Source organism: Haliea sp., from assembly GCF_041395985.1.
Lineage (GTDB): Bacteria > Pseudomonadota > Gammaproteobacteria > Pseudomonadales > Halieaceae > Haliea.
Map to the genome: position 1 here is coordinate 395,073 of NZ_JAWKZJ010000001.1, position 17,011 is coordinate 412,083.

Sequence of the window (17,011 nt, forward strand, 5' to 3'; positions counted from 1 at the left end):
GAGGGTCCTGTGCAATTCTGCGCAACCGGCGCAGATCACTGCCCTGCCAGCAGCTCCAGCTTGTGCCGGTAACGCGCCCCGGCCTCGGCATCGGCGTGCGCGAGTGCTGCAGTGAAATGATCAGCCGCGGCACGCAAATCGCCCTGCTGCAGGTCAGTGAGACCCAGCAGACGATAGAACTCATGCTCGTCGGGCTGTTTGCGAATGGCCCGCTGCAACAGACGCTGTGCCGCGGGATAGTCCGCTGACGCATAGGCCTCCCGCGCAAGGTGCAGCAGATAATAGGGGTTCTGCTGACGGAACAGCTGCACGCGGTTCCGATACCAGTCACTCAATGCCTGCTCACCGAGCTGGGCGTAAAGGCGCGCAAGGTTGCTGTTGGCGGCGGCATCATCGGCAAGGTCGACGGCACGCAGATAGCTCGACTCCGCCGCGGCCAGATCGCCGGCACGCCGGTAGAGGGTGCCTAGATTGGTCCACACGTGAGCAGTGCGAGGGCGCAGTGAGAGCGCCTCCCGAAAGTGCAGGAAGGCGCGCTGCCCCTCGTCCTCGGTCATCCAGTGCACACCCATGTTGTTGTGATAGCGCACCAGCGCCTCTTCGTCACTCAGGACGCGCCGGTGCAGACCGGGATCGTAATCCCCGAGGTTGAAGTCCACCACCTGCTCGGCCCCCGGCAGTTTGACCAACGCGTTGATGTGCAGGTTATAGCGCCAGGTGTCGCCCTCCGCAGTCCACGAGGGCGGTATCTCCACCTCCTGGTAATGCACCTTGACGCCCGCCTCGCGTGCCAGGGCGACAAACAGGTTGGTGAAGGACATGCAGTTCCCCTCGCGGCTATAGAACGCCTCCTGCGCCGTGAGGGTGCGGAAATTATCGTAGCGCAGCTGCAGTCCGTCATCCAGAATCGCCTGCAGTATCAACTCGATGGTCCGGGTGGGTCCGAGCCCGGCAGGAACATGCTGGCGCAGAAACTCGCGCATATCGTCGTTTACCGCCGTGAGCGCGGCGGTCGACGGGCGGGCGTTCGCCGCCACGCCCAGCCGCGCGCCGGACAGCAGTTCGGCCTGCGTTACCGCCACGGCACGTTCCACCGGTGGCTGCGCCGCACAGGCGCTGAGCAGCGCAGCAGCGGCGAGCACCGTGCCGCGCAAAAACGCGTTTATCGACTGTGTCACGTTACGTTCCTCCCACAGTGCATGCCTTCAGCATAGCACCGGGACCCGCATGATGCGCCCCTACTGCCGGACGCCCCCCACGGGTTACACTGGGCGCTGCTGCTTCGGAGTTCACATGGATACCATTTCCGCTTTTGTCACCCTCGCCTTCGTGATGGATCCGCTGGGCAACGTGCCCATCTTCCTCTCGGTACTGAAGGATGTAGAGCCGCGACGTCGTCAGTGGGTGATCTTCCGCGAACTGGTCATCGCCCTGATCGTGCTGCTGCTTTTCCTCTATGCGGGCTCCGCCATGCTCGACGTGCTGAACCTGCGACAGGAGTCGATCAGCATTGCCGGCGCCATCATCCTGTTCCTGATAGCACTGCGCATGATTTTCCCCTCGCCCTATGGCCTGATGGGGGACACGCCGGATGGCGAACCCTTTATCGTGCCGCTGGCCATTCCCATGGTTGCCGGGCCGTCGGCGCTGGCCATTACCATGCTGTTGGTGCACAAGGATCCGGACCGGATGATGGACTGGACCATTGCAGTTGTCGGGGCCTGGGGCGTGTGCGCGGCGCTGCTGATGATGGCGCCGCTACTGCTCAAGGCCCTGGGCGCCCGCGGCCTGCTCGCCATGGAGCGCTTGATGGGGATGATCCTGGTGATCATTTCGGTGCAGATGTTCTTTGACGGTGTGCAGAAGTTTCTCAACCTGACGGGGGGTTGACGAGGTATCGCGTAGCCGTGAGGGGCGCTTCGTAGCGCGGGGCGCGAGGCGGGGTGTACGGCGTGCCCTCAAGAGCGCCAACACCCCCAGAGCCGACTTCAGGGCACGCATAATTACAGGCCACAGAACTCAACCCCACCCCAGATACCGATCCACCTGCCGCAGATAGCGCGCACGCAACGGCTCGGACTCGTTCGCCAGCTGGTGCCCGGCACCGTGCAGCAGTTCGATACGCAGCCCGGGAAACAGCTGGCCGTAACGCGGCAGGTTGAAGCGCCAGTCCACCGTACCGTCCGCATCGCCCTGTACCAGCAGCGCCGGCCCCACGCCGAGATCGGCAATGGGCAGCTCCGCCAGCCAGCGGCGCAGGGCACCGACCCAGCTCACATGAATGCGCCGCGACTGCAGTGGATCGGCGCGCACAAAGGCAAGAAAATCCGCGTCAGAGGAATTCTGTGCAAAGCCGCGCGGCACGCTGTCAACAAAGCGGTGGATGAGCGCGTGGGCCGCGCGCACGCGCTGCCAGCCGGCAGGACGCAACAGCGGTGCCAGCAGTACCGTGCCGGTGAAGGGCCAGGCAGCGCACTGCCGGGCATAGGCGACCAGCGCCGCGCCCCCGGTGCTCTGGCCCACCACCTGCAACGGCAGCGGTGGCAGGTCGACGGCATGGAGTACAGCCTGGATGGCATCGGCGTATTCGCTGAAATCATTGATCGCCGTCGGAGTCCCCGTCGACAGGCCATGCCCGGGCAGGTCAAAGGCGATGACATTGCACTGGCGCGCCAGGGCATGCCCGATGATATGACGGTACAGGCCAACGTGGTCAAGAAAGCCGTGCACCAGCAACAGGGTGTGGCGTGCACCGGGCAGCTCCCAGCACTGGGTGGCGAGTGCGTAGGGGCCGGAGGCAACACGCCCTATCCGGTGTCGGCAGGCGCCGTACTCACGGCTGAATGCCAGCCCGTAGAAGGCCAGGTAGCGGTCCAGCCCGGGAACCCGGGCCTCGTCCCCGAAGCGCGGCAAGGCAGCGCGCAGGGCCTGCAGGCTTGCGGCATCCGGCGCCACGTCGCTGAGGGGCATCTACCGCGGCTGCGGCCCCAACTTCCCGGCGTCGTACGCCTCCTGCATGGCAATCAGTGAACGCACCTTGATCTTGTCGGCGTGGCCGGCGGTACCGAAGGCTTCGTAGCGCGCCACGCAGATCTCTTTCATGGCCGTGGTGGTCACCGCGAGGAATTTACGCGGGTCGAATTCAGCGGGGTTCTGGGCCAGGAAACGGCGCACGGCGCCGGTCGATGCCAGCCGCAGGTCGGTGTCGATGTTGATCTTGCGCACGCCGTGGCGGATGCCTTCCTGAATCTGCTCCACGGGAACGCCATAGGTTTCCGGGATATTGCCGCCGAACTCATTGATGATTGCCAGCCACTCCTGCGGTACCGAAGACGAGCCGTGCATCACCAGGTGGGTGTTGGGTATACGTGCATTGATTTCCTTGATCCGGTCGATGGCGAGGATATCGCCGGTGGGCGGCCGGCTGAACTTGTAGGCACCGTGGCTGGTGCCGCAGGCGATCGCCAGTGCATCGACGCTGGTGGCGGCAACAAAGGCCGCCGCTTCTTCGGGATCAGTGAGCATCTGATCATGGCTCAGGGTGCCCTCTGCGCCGACACCGTCTTCCTCACCGGCCTGCCCCGTTTCCAGCGAACCGAGGCAGCCCAGCTCACCCTCGACCGATACGCCGCAGGCGTGGGCCATTTCGACCACGCGACGGGTTACGTCGACATTGTAGTCGTAATCCATGGGCGTCTTGCCGTCCGTGCCCAGCGAGCCGTCCATCATCACCGAGCTGAAACCCAGCTGGATGGAGCGCTGGCAAACGGCGGGAGACACTCCGTGATCCTGGTGCATCACCACGGGAATGTGGGGAAACTCCTCAATGGCCGCCTGGATGAGGTGGCGCAGGAACGGCGCGCCGGCATATTTGCGCGCGCCCGCACTGGCCTGCATGATCACCGGCGAGTTGGTGGCGTCAGCGGCCTCCATGATGGCGCGGGTCTGCTCCAGGTTATTGACGTTGAACGCGGGCACGCCATAGCCATACTCTGCGGCGTGGTCCAGCAGTTGACGCATACTGATAAGTGCCATAGCTCTATCCTCGATGGGTTCTGGTGCAGGTGCGCCCTCAGGCCTCTTCCCCGCGCTGTTGTAAAATGGCCACCGCCGGCAGCGTTTTGCCCTCGACATACTCGAGGAACGCACCGCCACCGGTAGAAATATAGGACACCTGGTCGGCGATGCCGTATTTGTCGATTGCCGCCAGCGTGTCGCCACCACCGGCCAGAGAAAATGCCGGGCTTGCGGCGATGGCGCGGGCCAGTGCTTCTGTGCCCCCGCCGAACTGGTCGAATTCGAACACGCCCACCGGACCGTTCCACAGGATGGTACCCGCCTGGGCCAGAATGTCACTGATGGCTGCCGCGGCCAACGGGCCGATATCGAAAATCATGTCATCGTCGACCACGGCACTGGCCAGCTTGGTTTCGGCGACAGCGGATTCGGAGAAGGCTTTGCCGGTGACGACGTCTGCAGGCAGTGGAATATGCGTCTTGCGCATCAGCGCCTGTGCCGCGGGGATCAGGTCGTGTTCGCACAGCGACTTGCCCACCGGTTGACCGCTGGCGGCGAGGAAGGTGTTGGCAATACCGCCGCCCACCACCAGTTGATCCACCTTGTCGGCCAGGGTTTCCAGGACCGTCAGCTTGGTAGACACCTTGGAGCCCCCGACAATCGCCACGAGGGGACGGGCCGGGTTGGCCAGGGCCTTGTCCAGTGCTTCCAGTTCCGCAGCGAGCAGGGGGCCAGCACAGGCGACGGGGGCAAAACGGGCCACTCCGTGTGTTGAGGCCTGGGCGCGGTGGGCCGTACCAAATGCGTCCATGACAAACACATCACACAGGGCCGCGTAGGCGCGCGACAGCGTTTCGTCGTCTTTCTTCTCGCCCGGGTTGAAGCGCACGTTTTCCAGCAGTGCAATCTCGCCATCGGCGAGGGTCACGCCCTGCTGCCAATCCTGCAGCAGAGACACCGGCTGACCCAGCAGTTGCGACAGACGCCACGCCACCGGAGCCAGGGAGAACTCCTCGGCAAACACGCCTTCCTCGGGACGCCCCAGATGCGACATCACCAGCACCTGCGCCCCCGCCGCCTGTGCCTGCTGCAGTGTCGGCAGGGCCGCGCGTATGCGCGCATCGCTGCTCACTTCGCCGGCTTTCAGCGGCACATTGAGGTCCTCGCGAATCAGCACGCGCTTGCCGGCGAGGTCGATATCGGTCATCCGCTTCATGTCTGCTCTCCTGCGCAATCAGTCAATTCGCAGCCGCCCCAGCAGGCAGCCACATCCAGCATGCGGTTGGCATAGGCCCATTCATTGTCGAACCAGGTGAGCACCTTCACCAGGCGCCGACCGCTGACCCGGGTCTGGCTGGCGTCTACGATACTTGAGCGCGGGTCGTGGTTGAAGTCGCAGGACGCCAGCGGCTCCATGGTGAAGCCCAACACCCCGTGGTAGGCATTCGCCGCAGCATCGCGCAGGATCCGGTTCACCTCCTGCTCGGTGGTATCGCGCATGACCTGCACGGTCAGGTCCATCGCCGACACGTTCTGTGTGGGCACGCGCAGGGCCTGCGCCGTGAAGCGCCCGGCCAGCTCCGGCAGTATCCGCTCGATGCCCCGCGCCAGTGCGGTATCCACGGGAATAATCGACTGCGACGCGGCGCGGGTTTTACGCAGGTCGGTATGGTGGTAGGCATCCAGTACGGGCTGATCGTTCATCGCCGAGTGGATGGTGGTGATGGTGCCGCTTTCCACGCCAAGGGCCCGGTGCAACGCATCGATCACCGGCACAATGCCGTTGGTGGTACAGGATGCCGCCGAGGCGATGCGATGCTCCGGTAGCAGGGTCTCGTGGTTGACACCGAAGACCACGGTGGCGTCCACATCCATCTGCGCGGGCTGCGAAAACAGCACCCGACCGGCGCCGCCCTGCAGGTGCAGCTCCGCCGTTGCCCGGTCGCTGAAGGCGCCGGTGCATTCGAGCACCAGGTCCACGCCCTGTTGCGCCCAGGGCAGGCGAGCGACATCCGGTTGGCTGAGCAGGGCGATGCGATCGCCGTCGATATTCATTTCGCCCACAGCGCCGGTCAGCGGCAGGGTGAAGCGACCGTGTGTGCTGTCGTAGCGCGTCAGGTGCAGCACCGTGCGCGCGTCAGCCAGCTCATTGATGGCGACGATCTGCATGTGCTGCCGCTGCCGCCCCTCATACAGCGCGCGCAGGATACTGCGCCCGATGCGGCCATAGCCATTGATGGCGAGACGCAGCACGGCCTCAGTCTCCCGACAGGACCTCGTCTGCGGCAGCCACAACGGCATCCACCGTGAAACCGAAATACGCCATGAGATCCGCGGCCGGCGCAGACTCGCCAAAACTGGTCATGCCGACGATGCGCCCATCGAGGCCGACAAACTTGTACCAGTAGTCGGCGTGGGCGGCCTCTACGGCGACCCGTGCCAGCACATCGCTGGGCAGTACCGCCTCGCGGTAGGCCGCGTCCTGCTCCATGAACAGCTCCGCACAGGGCAGCGACACCACGCGCACACGACGCCCTGCCGCAGCGAGGCGCTCGGCGGCCTCCACCGCGAGCTGCACTTCCGATCCGGTGCCGATGAGGATCAGCTCGGGGTGCCCCTCACAGTCCACCAGGGTGTAGCCTCCACGGGCGATATCCGCCACCTGGGCCGGGGTGCGCGCCTGGTGGGCCAGGTTCTGGCGAGAGAAGACCAGGGCAGTGGGGCCCACTGTGCGCTGCAGGGCAGCGCTCCAGGACACCGCGGATTCCACAGTATCGCAGGGCCGCCAGGTGTGCAGGTTGGGTGTCGCGCGCAGCGCGGTAAGCTGCTCCACTGGCTGGTGCGTCGGGCCATCCTCGCCGAGTCCGATGGAGTCGTGGGTGTACACGAAGATGCTGCGCAGCTTCATCAGGGCCGCCATGCGCACGGCGTTGCGCGCGTATTCCATGAACATGAGGAAGGTCGCGCCGTAGGGCACAAACCCGCCGTGCAGGGCGATGCCGTTCATGATGGCGGACATGCCGAACTCGCGCACGCCGTAATACACGTAATTGCCGGACGCGTCCTCCCGGGTGATGCCCTGCGCGCCTTGCCACAGGGTCAGATTGGAGCCGGCGAGATCCGCCGAACCGCCGAGCAGCTCCGGCAGCAGCGGGCCGAACGCGCTCAGGCAATTCTGTGACGCCTTGCGCGAGGCGATGCTCTGGCCCTCGGCCTGGCACTGGTCTATCCAGGCCTGGGCACGGGTCTGGAAATCCGCCGGCAGCTCTCCTGCCAGTCGGCGGCGGAGTTCCGCGGCCTCTTCGGGGAACGCCGCTGCATAGGCGTCCATGCTCGCCTCCCAGGCCTGCTCCCGCGTTGCACCCGCGGCCCGCGCGTCCCAGCCGCCGTAGATCGCCTCGGGGATCTCGAAGGGGGCATGCGTCCAACCCAGGGCCTCGCGCGCCGCGGCAATTTCGTCCGCGCCCAGGGGAGCGCCGTGACAGGATTCCTTGCCCTGCTTGTTCGGCGCACCCTTGCCGATAATGGTTTTGCAGCAGATCAGTGTGGGCATACCCTGTTCGGCGCGCGCGGTCTCGATCGCCTGGCGCACCTCCTCCGGGTCGTGGCCGTCCACACGGGGGATCACCTGCCAGCCGTAGGCCCGGAACCGTGCCGGTGTGTCATCGGTGAACCAGCCCTCGACCTCGCCGTCAATGGAGATGCCATTGTCGTCATAAAACGCAATCAGTTTGCCCAGGCCCAGCGTGCCGGCGAGGGAGCAGGCCTCATGGGAAATACCCTCCATCAGGCAGCCGTCACCCAGAAACGCATAGGTGTAGTGATCAACCACGGTGTGTCCGGGGCGGTTGAACTGCGCCGCCAGCACTTTCTCGGCAAGCGCCATGCCGACCGCGTTGCTGATGCCCTGGCCCAGCGGCCCGGTGGTCGTTTCCACCCCCGGGGCATAACCGTACTCGGGATGCCCGGGCGTTCGGCTGTGCAGCTGGCGGAACTTCTGTAACTCCTCCATGGGCAGCTCGTATCCACTCAGGTGCAGCAGCGAGTAGATCAGCATGGAGCCGTGGCCGTTGGACAACACAAAGCGGTCGCGGTTGGGCCAGTGTGGATTCGCCGGGTTGTGCTGCAGGAAGTCGTTCCAGAGAACCTCGGCGATATCTGCCATGCCCATCGGCGCACCGGGGTGACCACTGTTGGCGCGCTGGACAGCATCCATACTGAGGGCACGAATGGCGTTGGCGAGTTCAAGGCGGGATGGCATTGGCATGCTCCGTGGGCTGGGCGCTGGGGCCGGTGAACAAAGGGGCGCTATTTTCGCGTAAGCGGCGGCCCACGGCAAACAAATCGCCAACATATTGCGCGCCTGGGCGGCCTGCCGGAAGGGATTGGCATCTATATCAATTTTTTTTGATATAGATTGCAGGGCCTGCTACACTCCGCTGCCATGCTACTTGCCAGCCCACAATCCAGTCCGCGCGATACCAGCCCCGATGCGCGCATCGAATCCCTGGCCAACCTGTGCAAGGCCAGCGCAGACCCTCTGCGCCTGCAGATCCTGCGTGTACTGCGCAACGACTCCTTCGCCGTGTCCGAACTCTGTGCCCTGTTCGCGACCCGGCAGCCCGCGCTGAGCCATCACCTCAAGGTACTCGCCGGCATGGGGCTGGTGGCGTCACGACGCGAGGGCAACTCCATTTTCTACCGGCGCAGCGAGCTCGGCCAGCAACCCGGCCTGGAGGCCCTGCAGCAGCAGCTCTTCGACGCCCTGGACGCCGTGCCCCTGCCGCCATTGCTGGAACAGCGGCTGCAGCAGGTACAGTGCCAGCGGGAGGCCAATTCACGCCATTTCTTCCGCGACAACGCCCATAAATTCCGCCAGCAGCAGGACCTCATCGCCAGCTATGAGCAGTATGCCGACACCGTCGCCCAGGTGTTGCGGGACGCCCCGCTGCCCCGTTTCGACACGGCACTGGAAGTGGGCCCCGGTGACGGCAGTTTCCTGCTCACCCTGGCCCCCCGGTTCCGCCATGTCGTCGCGCTGGACAATGCCGCCGCCATGCTTGAGCGGGCTCGCGCCACCACGCAGGGGTTGGACAACATCGAATTTGTGCATGGCGACACCGGCCACGAGCGGCTGGCCAGCCTGCAGGCGGACTGCGTCGTCATCAACATGGTGCTGCACCACACCCCGCAGCCCCGACAGATCCTGCGCGACATCGCCACCTGCCTGGCGCCCGGCGGCGTGGTGCTGGTCACCGATCTCTGCCGCCACGACCAGGCCTGGGCGCGGGAAAACTGCGGTGATCTGTGGCTGGGCTTCGCCCCCGAAGACCTCGCGGCATGGGCCAGCGATGCCGGCCTGAACGACATTGCCAGTGTCTACCTGGCCCAGCGCAACGGATTTCAGATACAGGTGCGCCTCTTCGGCCACCCACACACAGCAACAGGAACCACGGTATGAGCGAGTACGCGATTTTCACCTCCGAATCAGTGTCCGAAGGGCACCCCGACAAAATGGCCGACCAGATCTCCGACGCCATTCTGGACAAAATACTCGCCGACGATGCCGACGCGCGTGTCGCCGTGGAGACCCTGGTCAAGACCGGCATGGTCGTGATTGCCGGCGAAGTGACCACCAAGACCTACGTTGACCTGGAAGATGTGGTGCGCAACGTGGTGCTGGATATTGGCTACAACAGCTCAAAGGTGGGCTTCGACGGTGCCTCCTGCGCGGTGCTCAACGCCATCGGCAAACAGAGCCCGGACATCGCCCAGGGCGTTGATGCCAGCGACGAAAAGGAACAGGGCGCGGGTGACCAGGGCCTGATGTTCGGCTACGCCACCAACGAAACCGACACGCTGATGCCCGCTCCAATCTACTACGCACACCGCCTCGTCGAGCGCCAGGCCGAATTGCGCAAACATGGAACACTGCCCTGGCTGCGCCCGGACGCCAAGAGCCAGGTGACCCTGCGCTACGAGAATGGCAAGCCCGTCGGCATCGACGCGGTGGTACTGTCCACCCAGCACGATGAAAGCATCAGCCAGGCCGATATTCACCAGGCGGTCATGGACCTGATCATCAAGGAAGTGCTGCCCGCAGAGTGGCTCAGCGCCGACACCCGCTACCACATCAATCCCACCGGTGTGTTTATCATCGGCGGTCCGGTTGGCGACTGTGGGCTGACCGGGCGCAAGATCATTGTCGACACCTACGGCGGCATGGCGCGCCACGGCGGCGGCGCCTTCTCTGGCAAGGACCCATCAAAAGTCGACCGCTCCGCCGCCTATGCCGGTCGCTACGTGGCCAAGAATATCGTCGCCGCCGGCCTGGCAGACCGCTGCGAGATCCAGGTGTCCTACGCGATCGGGGTGGCTGAGCCGACGTCGATTTCGATCAACACCTTCGGCACGGGCAAGCTGTCTGATGCCAGCATTGTGAAGCTGGTGCGCGAGCATTTCGACCTGCGCCCGAAGGGCATTATCGACATGCTGGATCTGAAGCGGCCGATTTACCGTAAAACCGCTGCATATGGCCATTTTGGCCGCGAGGATGCGGATTTTACCTGGGAGAAAACCGACAAGGCGGAGGCGCTGCGCAGGGCGATGTGACTCGGCCGGGTCAGACGCTCCCGCAGGCGTGAGTCGATGGGACTCTGTGAGGCCGGCGCGGCAGGCGGGCCTCGACTGGTTGCCGCATGGGGTCCGGTGGTGTCGTCCTGGCCAAGACGTCGACCTGGCAGTAACCCGAGGCCCCGCCTGCCCTCCGCCGCGAGAGGACCGTAGAGGGCGCCGAACGAAGGCCCCTGCGCAGGGCCTGGAGGCACAGGGATGTGCCGGAAAGCCCCGTCGCGCAGGAAGCGCGTCGGGGCGGGGCCCGGAGCAGGGGCCGCAGTGAGGGCAGCCAACGGCCGCCCGACCGGGCCGCCCGCGGCGGAGGGCAGGCGAGGCCGCACGACAGCGCGCCCAAACCAGAAACACGAAACACAAACAGTAGCAATCGAATCAACCAGCAAGAAGGACATGACCATGAGCACAGTGACCAAACTCGACAACAAGCCCGACTACAAAGTCGCCGATATTTCCCTCGCCGACTGGGGCCGCCGCGAGCTCGAGATCGCCGAGACCGAAATGCCGGCCCTCATGGCCATGCGCGAAAAATACCGCGCCAGCCAGCCGCTGGCCGGTGCCAAGATCCTCGGCTGCATCCACATGACCATCCAGACCGGGGTGCTTATCGAAACCCTGATCGAACTGGGTGCCGAAGTGCGCTGGTCATCCTGCAACATCTTCTCTACCCAGGACCACGCCGCTGCTGCGATCGCCGCGGCCGGCATACCGGTCTTCGCCTGGAAAGGCGAAACCGAGGAAGAGTATGAATGGTGCCTCGAACAGACGATCCTCAAGGACGGCAAGCCCTGGGACGCCAACATGGTGCTGGACGATGGCGGCGACCTGACCGCCATGCTGCACCAGAAATACCCCGCGATGCTGGACCATATCCACGGGGTCACCGAGGAAACCACGACCGGCGTGCATCGCCTGCAGGAAATGCTGGCGCGCGGCGAGCTGAAGATTCCAGCGGTAAACGTCAACGACTCCATCACCAAGTCCAAGAACGACAACAAGTACGGCTGCCGCCACAGCCTGAACGATGCCGTGAAGCGCGGCACCGACCACCTGCTGGCCGGCAAAAAGGCACTGGTCATCGGTTACGGCGACGTGGGCAAGGGTTCCGCGCAGTCGCTGCGCCAGGAGGGCATGATCGTGCGCGTCACGGAGATCGATCCGATCTGTGCCATGCAGGCCTGCATGGATGGCTACGAAGTGGTGTCGCCTTTCATCGACGGCGTCAACACCGGCGCCGCTGACTGCATCGACACGAATGTGCTGGGCAACGTGGATCTGCTGGTCACCACCACCGGCAACTACAACGTCTGCGACGAAAACATGCTGCGCGCCCTGAAGAGCGGCACGGTGGTGTGCAACATCGGCCACTTCGACAACGAAATCGACACCGCTTTCATGCGCCGTAACTGGCAGTGGGAAGAAGTGAAGCCGCAGGTACACAAGGTCTATCGGGACGACAGCCGCAGCGACTACCTGATTCTGCTGTCTGAGGGCCGCCTGGTGAACCTGGGTAATGCGACCGGCCACCCCTCGCGCATCATGGATGGCTCCTTCGCCAACCAGGTACTGGCGCAGATTTATCTCTACGAACGCCGCTTCGCCAACCTGGAGCCGGAAATGAAACCCGCGGCGCTGCGTGTGGAAGTCCTGCCGAAAAAACTCGACGAGGAAGTGGCTGCGCACATGGTGGCCGGCTTTGGTGGCGTCATCACCAGACTGACCAAGGCGCAGGCGGAGTACATCAACGTCAAGCAGGAAGGCCCCTTCAAGCCTGACAGCTACAAGTACTAGGCGCGCCATGCCCACCATCAGCTTCGAGTACTTCCCGCCCAAGACGGCGGACGGAAAAACAGCCCTGCTGGAGCGGACCACCCCCGCTCTGCAGGCGCTGGACCCCGGTTTCTTTTCGGTCACCTACGGCGCCGGCGGGTCGACACGCGACAGCACCTTCGGCGTGGTATCGGCACTGCGCGAGCGCGACATCGACGTTGCGCCGCACCTGAGCTTTGGTGGCGACGGTGAAGACACCATCCGCGACCTGCTGCAGCGCTATCGGGAGATGGGTGTGCGTCGTCTGGTGGCCCTGCGCGGCGACATGCCCTCCGGCATGGGGGGTGCGAGCCAGCTGGTGTATGCCAGCCAGCTGGTGTCGTTTATCCGGGAACACACGGGGGATCATTTCCATATCGAGGTGGCTGCGTATCCGGAAATCCACCCGCAGGCCGAAAGTTACGACAGCGACCTGCGGTTTCTCAAGGAAAAGCTGGATGCCGGTGCCGACAGCGCCATCACCCAGTATTTCTATAATGTCGAGTCCTACTTCTACTTCCTCGACCAGTGCGCCGCCATCGGTATCGACAAGCCCATCGTCGCGGGGATCATGCCCATCACCAACTTTGCCAACCTGGCGCGTTTTTCACGCAACTGTGGCGCCGAAATCCCGCGCTGGATATGCCAGCGCATAGAGGGCTTCGGCAACGACCAGGAGAGCATTCGGCAGTTCGGCATCGACGTGGTGACCCAGCTGTGCCAGACACTGCTCGAAAGCGGTGCGCCGGGCCTGCACTTCTACACCATGAACCAGATAGAACCGACGCGGCAGATTCGCAACAACCTGGGGCTGTAAGGCGCAGCGATGCGGATCCCACGCATTTTTACGGCCCAGGCGCTTGCCGGCGGCAGCAGCCTGACGCTGGAGGCCGGCCCCAGCCAGCACCTGGCCAAAGTGCTGCGTATGGGCCCCGGCGCGGCGGTCTGCCTGTTCGACGGCAGCGGCAGCGATTTTCCAGCCACCATCCTGACAGCGGACAAGCGCGCCGTGACGGTGGCGCTGGAACAGGGCCAGCCCGGTCTGGCCGAGTCGCCGCTGCGCATTCATCTGGGCATCGGTGTCTCGCGCGGAGAGCGCATGGACTGGGTGGTACAGAAGGCCACTGAACTGGGCGTGGCCGCCATCACTCCCCTGTATACCGAGCGTACCGAGGTGCGCCTGCGGGGGGAGCGGGAGGCACGCAAGCTGCAACACTGGCAGCAGATCACCGTAAGTGCCTGCGAACAGTCCGGCCGCAGTTGCCTGCCTCAGGTATTCGCGCCAGAGACACTGCCCTCCTGGCTGGACAACTGCACAGACGACCAGCGACTGGTGCTGCACCACCGCGCCGTAGCACTGCCCTCCGCCGCAGCCCCACCCGCTTCACTGAGCCTGCTGGTCGGGCCCGAAGGCGGGCTCAGTGCGGCCGAAATCGACGCCGCGGAAGGCGCCGGCTTCCTGCCCCTGGCACTGGGACCGCGCGTACTGCGCACGGAGACGGCGCCGCTGGCAGCACTGGCCATACTGCAGGCCCACTGGGGCGATATGCCGCTGCACGGCTAGCAGCGCCGGCAGCGCGGGCCGCTGCTGCGCTTGCGCAGGACACACCCATTGCGTACTTTACGGCAACACTAATTGCGGACAGCAGTGATGACCACCAAGATCGGCGTTGTAATGGATCCCATCTCCCGGGTGCAGTTCAAGAAGGACAGCACCCTGGCCATGCTCTGGGCCGCACAGGCCCGTGACTGGCAGCTCTACTACATGGAGCCCGGCGACCTGTTCCTGGAACAGGGCAAGGCCCGCGCCAGCGTCTCGCACCTGACGGTGTTCCGCGATCCGGACAGCTGGTACACCCTGGGCGACGCACATGTCCAGGACCTTACCGAACTCGATGCCATCCTCATGCGCAAGGATCCGCCCTTCGACAACGAGTACGTGTACGCCACGTACATACTTGAGGCCGCAGAGCGGGAAGGTACGCTCATCGTCAACCGCTGCCACAGTCTGCGCGACTGCAACGAGAAGGTGTTCGCCACCCAGTTCCCCCAGTGCTGTCCGCCCGTGCTGGTGAGCAGCAATACACGACGCCTGAAGGCCTTCCAGACCGAGCATGGCGATGTGATCTTCAAGCCGCTGGACGGCATGGGCGGATCGTCCATTTTCCGGGTGAAACCCGGCGACCCCAACCTGAACGTGATTCTGGAAACGCTGACGGATTTCGGCAGGCGCACGATCATGGCCCAGCGCTTCATTCCCGAAATCACAGAGGGGGACAAGCGCATACTCATGATCAATGGTGAGCCGATACCCTACTGCCTGGCGCGGGTTCCCTCGGTCGGTGAAACCCGTGGCAACCTTGCGGCCGGGGGCACCGGGCGGCCGCAACCGCTGTCCGCGCGGGATCGCTGGATTGCCGAGCAGGTGGGTCCCAGCCTGCGCCAGCGCGGCCTGTATTTTGTCGGCCTGGACGTCATTGGCGACTACCTGACCGAAATCAACGTGACCAGCCCCACCGGTATCCAGGAAATCGAGCGCGCCTACGATGTCGATATCGGCGGCCAGCTCATGGACTGCATTGCCGCGGAGCTGGCCTCCCGCTAGGGCACGCTGCAGATGTCCGCAACAACCGCTCCGCCGGTGGACAACCGTTTCAGCATAGCGCTGTTCCTGGCGGGGGCCCTGCATCTCATTCTGCTGCTCGGTCTCGGCTTCGACTTCGAACCACCGACGCCACCGGCGCCCCAACTGGCGATCACCCTCGCCCAGCAGCGCAGTGCACTGACCCCGGAGGACATCACCCACCTCGCCCAGTTCAGCCAGGTGGGCAGCGGCGATGCGGCCAACGAGGACCGCATGGGGGGGCGCACCTCCGGTGCACCGGAACAGGCGCAGGCGCGGGAAGCGAGCGACACGTCGGAAGCGACCCGCGCCGATACCGCGCTGAGCGCGCGCAGCAGTCGTGAGCAGACCGCTGAAGAGCGCGAGCGGCAACGCGAAGCCACGCCGATGGCGGCCCCCCAACCCGTTGGCCTGACCGCCCGCCTGCAGGACGAGCGCGCCGAACTGGATATCGATGAGGACCTGGACACCCGGTCCAGCGCGCCCCGTGTGCGTCGCCTCAGTGCTGTTTCGGCCAAAGAGGCCATCGACGCCGCCTACCTGCACGACTGGCGCCGGCGCGTGGAAGCGGTGGGCAACCAGTATTACCCGGAGGCCTCTATCCGCTACGGGCTGTATGGCAGCCTGCAGTTGCTGGTCGTGATCAACTACGAGGGGCAGCTGGAGGACATTCGTATCCTCAGCTCCTCGGGCTACGCCGTGCTCGATGAAGCGGCGATGAAAATCGTCCGCATGGCGGCGCCGTTCGCGCCGTTTCCTGCCGCGTTAAAGGCGACCACCGACAAGCTGGAGATCGTCCGGACGTGGCAATTTGAAGAAAACCGGCTAAGCTCAGGGTGAGCGTACCGCCACAACGGCGGTACGGGTTGTCATGAGGTCAACACCCACTCACATGCCGGTTTCCAGCAACGTCAGCAACAGCGGCGCCTGCCTTCGTGATCACTTCCTGCTGGCCATGCCCAGCCTCAACGAGGGCCTGTTCTCGCACAGCGTCACCTACCTCTGCGAGCACGGTGAGAGTGGCGCCATGGGCCTGGTGATCAACCAGCCCCTCGACCTGAGCGTCGCCGAGATCTTCGAGCACCTGAAAATCCGGCCCAGCCGCGACTTCAGTGACGAACCGGTCATGGCCGGGGGGCCCGTGCAGCTGGATCACGGTTTTGTGCTGCACCGCGGCGCCAACAAGCACTGGGACGCCAGTCTCAAGGTCACCGACGACATCACCCTCACCACATCGCGCGATATTCTCGTGGCGATCGCGGACGGCAGCGGCCCGCAGGAGTACCTGATCGCACTGGGTTACGCAGGCTGGTCTGCGGGTCAGCTGGAAGACGAGCTGTCGCGCAACAGCTGGCTCACCGTCCCCGCCAACAGCGATATCCTGTTTGCGACGCCCTGGCAACGCCGCATGTCGGCGGCGGCGGGCGCGCTGGGCATCGACATGAACCTGATCAGTGCCCAGGCCGGGCATGCCTGAGCCACCGCCCGACGCCCGGGCGGGCAGCAGCACCCTGCTGGCCTTCGACTATGGCCTGCGCCAGATCGGCGTGGCGGTGGGCAACTCCCTGCTCGGCACCTGCCAGCCGCTCTGCGTGCTGCGGGCCCGCGATGGCATACCGGACTGGGAACAGGTCAACGCGCTGGTGGCCGAGTGGCAGCCCGGGTTGATCGTGGTAGGTGATCCGCTGAACATGGACGGTAGCGTGAGCCCACTGGCACTGCGGGCACGCAAATTCGCCCGGCGCCTGCACGGACGCCTGGGAATACCTGTGGAAATGAGTGACGAGCGTCTGACAAGCTACGCAGTGAAAGCCGAACAGCGCGAGCGGGGACACCGGGGCGACTACCGCGCGGTGCCCGTTGACAGTCACGCAGCAGAATTGATCCTGCAGGCCTGGCTCAACCGGCAGAGCGCCTGAACAGCCCTGCAGG

At 64.7% G+C, this 17,011-nt stretch carries 16 protein-coding genes; 10 read left to right on the forward strand and 6 right to left on the reverse strand.

From position 1 onward, the window contains the following. Nucleotides 1–35: 35 nt before the first annotated feature. Nucleotides 36–1,178, reverse strand: coding sequence for a tetratricopeptide repeat protein (locus tag R3E49_RS01765; RefSeq protein WP_371293472.1), 1,143 nt, complete (start codon nucleotides 1,176–1,178; stop codon nucleotides 36–38). Between the two features lie 115 nt (nucleotides 1,179–1,293). On the opposite strand from R3E49_RS01765, the gene R3E49_RS01770 reads away from it, so the two are divergent. Next, a complete protein-coding gene (locus tag R3E49_RS01770; RefSeq protein WP_371293473.1) occupies nucleotides 1,294–1,890 on the forward strand; it encodes a YhgN family NAAT transporter in 597 nt (198 codons plus the stop codon). Nucleotides 1,891–2,019: 129 nt separating this feature from the next. Here R3E49_RS01770 and R3E49_RS01775 read toward each other — a convergent pair whose 3' ends face one another. The 5 genes from R3E49_RS01775 to tkt are packed head-to-tail and all read right to left on the reverse strand — an operon-like array spanning nucleotide 2,020 to nucleotide 8,278. Further along, nucleotides 2,020–2,970 (reverse strand): alpha/beta hydrolase, encoded by a 951-nt coding sequence (locus R3E49_RS01775; protein WP_371293474.1) that lies wholly within the window; start codon nucleotides 2,968–2,970, stop codon nucleotides 2,020–2,022. Continuing rightward, nucleotides 2,971–4,035 (reverse strand): class II fructose-bisphosphate aldolase, encoded by a 1,065-nt coding sequence (fba, locus tag R3E49_RS01780; RefSeq protein WP_371293475.1) that lies wholly within the window; start codon nucleotides 4,033–4,035, stop codon nucleotides 2,971–2,973. Nucleotides 4,036–4,072: 37 nt separating this feature from the next. Next, on the reverse strand, nucleotides 4,073–5,224 hold the full coding sequence (locus R3E49_RS01785; protein WP_371293780.1) for a phosphoglycerate kinase: 1,152 nt from the start codon (nucleotides 5,222–5,224) through the stop codon (nucleotides 4,073–4,075). Nucleotides 5,225–5,229: 5 nt separating this feature from the next. Next, entirely contained in the window at nucleotides 5,230–6,270 is a 1,041-nt protein-coding gene (locus tag R3E49_RS01790) for a glyceraldehyde 3-phosphate dehydrogenase NAD-binding domain-containing protein (RefSeq protein ID WP_371293476.1), read from the reverse strand. A 4-nt stretch (nucleotides 6,271–6,274) separates the two neighbouring features. After that, a complete protein-coding gene (gene tkt, locus R3E49_RS01795) occupies nucleotides 6,275–8,278 on the reverse strand; it encodes a transketolase (protein WP_371293477.1) in 2,004 nt (667 codons plus the stop codon). A gap of 183 nt (nucleotides 8,279–8,461) precedes the next feature. On the opposite strand from tkt, the gene R3E49_RS01800 reads away from it, so the two are divergent. The 9 genes from R3E49_RS01800 (at nucleotide 8,462) to ruvX (ending at nucleotide 16,998) form a co-directional block, all read left to right on the forward strand. Further along, nucleotides 8,462–9,478 (forward strand): ArsR/SmtB family transcription factor, encoded by a 1,017-nt coding sequence (locus R3E49_RS01800; protein ID WP_371293478.1) that lies wholly within the window; start codon nucleotides 8,462–8,464, stop codon nucleotides 9,476–9,478. Beyond that, on the forward strand, nucleotides 9,475–10,629 hold the full coding sequence (gene metK / locus R3E49_RS01805; RefSeq protein ID WP_371293479.1) for a methionine adenosyltransferase: 1,155 nt from the start codon (nucleotides 9,475–9,477) through the stop codon (nucleotides 10,627–10,629). The genes R3E49_RS01800 and metK overlap by 4 nt, the downstream gene beginning before the upstream one ends. A 417-nt stretch (nucleotides 10,630–11,046) precedes the next feature. Further along, complete coding sequence (gene ahcY, locus R3E49_RS01810; RefSeq protein ID WP_371293480.1) at nucleotides 11,047–12,438, forward strand: adenosylhomocysteinase; 1,392 nt, start codon at nucleotides 11,047–11,049, stop codon at nucleotides 12,436–12,438. 7 nt (nucleotides 12,439–12,445) lie between these two features. Next, nucleotides 12,446–13,273 carry a methylenetetrahydrofolate reductase [NAD(P)H] gene (metF, locus tag R3E49_RS01815; protein WP_371293481.1) on the forward strand — a complete coding sequence of 276 codons (828 nt, stop codon included), beginning with the start codon at nucleotides 12,446–12,448 and terminating at the stop codon, nucleotides 13,271–13,273. Nucleotides 13,274–13,282: 9 nt separating this feature from the next. Then, on the forward strand, nucleotides 13,283–14,020 hold the full coding sequence (locus R3E49_RS01820; RefSeq protein WP_371293482.1) for a 16S rRNA (uracil(1498)-N(3))-methyltransferase: 738 nt from the start codon (nucleotides 13,283–13,285) through the stop codon (nucleotides 14,018–14,020). An 87-nt stretch (nucleotides 14,021–14,107) separates the two neighbouring features. Next, entirely contained in the window at nucleotides 14,108–15,061 is a 954-nt protein-coding gene (gene gshB / locus R3E49_RS01825) for a glutathione synthase (protein WP_371293483.1), read from the forward strand. A 12-nt stretch (nucleotides 15,062–15,073) separates the two neighbouring features. Then, nucleotides 15,074–15,919: an energy transducer TonB gene (locus R3E49_RS01830; RefSeq protein WP_371293484.1), complete on the forward strand. Its 846-nt coding sequence runs from the start codon at nucleotides 15,074–15,076 to the stop codon at nucleotides 15,917–15,919. 52 nt (nucleotides 15,920–15,971) lie between these two features. Further along, a complete protein-coding gene (locus R3E49_RS01835) occupies nucleotides 15,972–16,556 on the forward strand; it encodes a YqgE/AlgH family protein (protein WP_371293485.1) in 585 nt (194 codons plus the stop codon). Next, a complete protein-coding gene (gene ruvX / locus R3E49_RS01840) occupies nucleotides 16,549–16,998 on the forward strand; it encodes a Holliday junction resolvase RuvX (protein WP_371293486.1) in 450 nt (149 codons plus the stop codon). The genes R3E49_RS01835 and ruvX overlap by 8 nt, the downstream gene beginning before the upstream one ends. The last annotated feature ends 13 nt before the right edge of the window (nucleotides 16,999–17,011 follow it).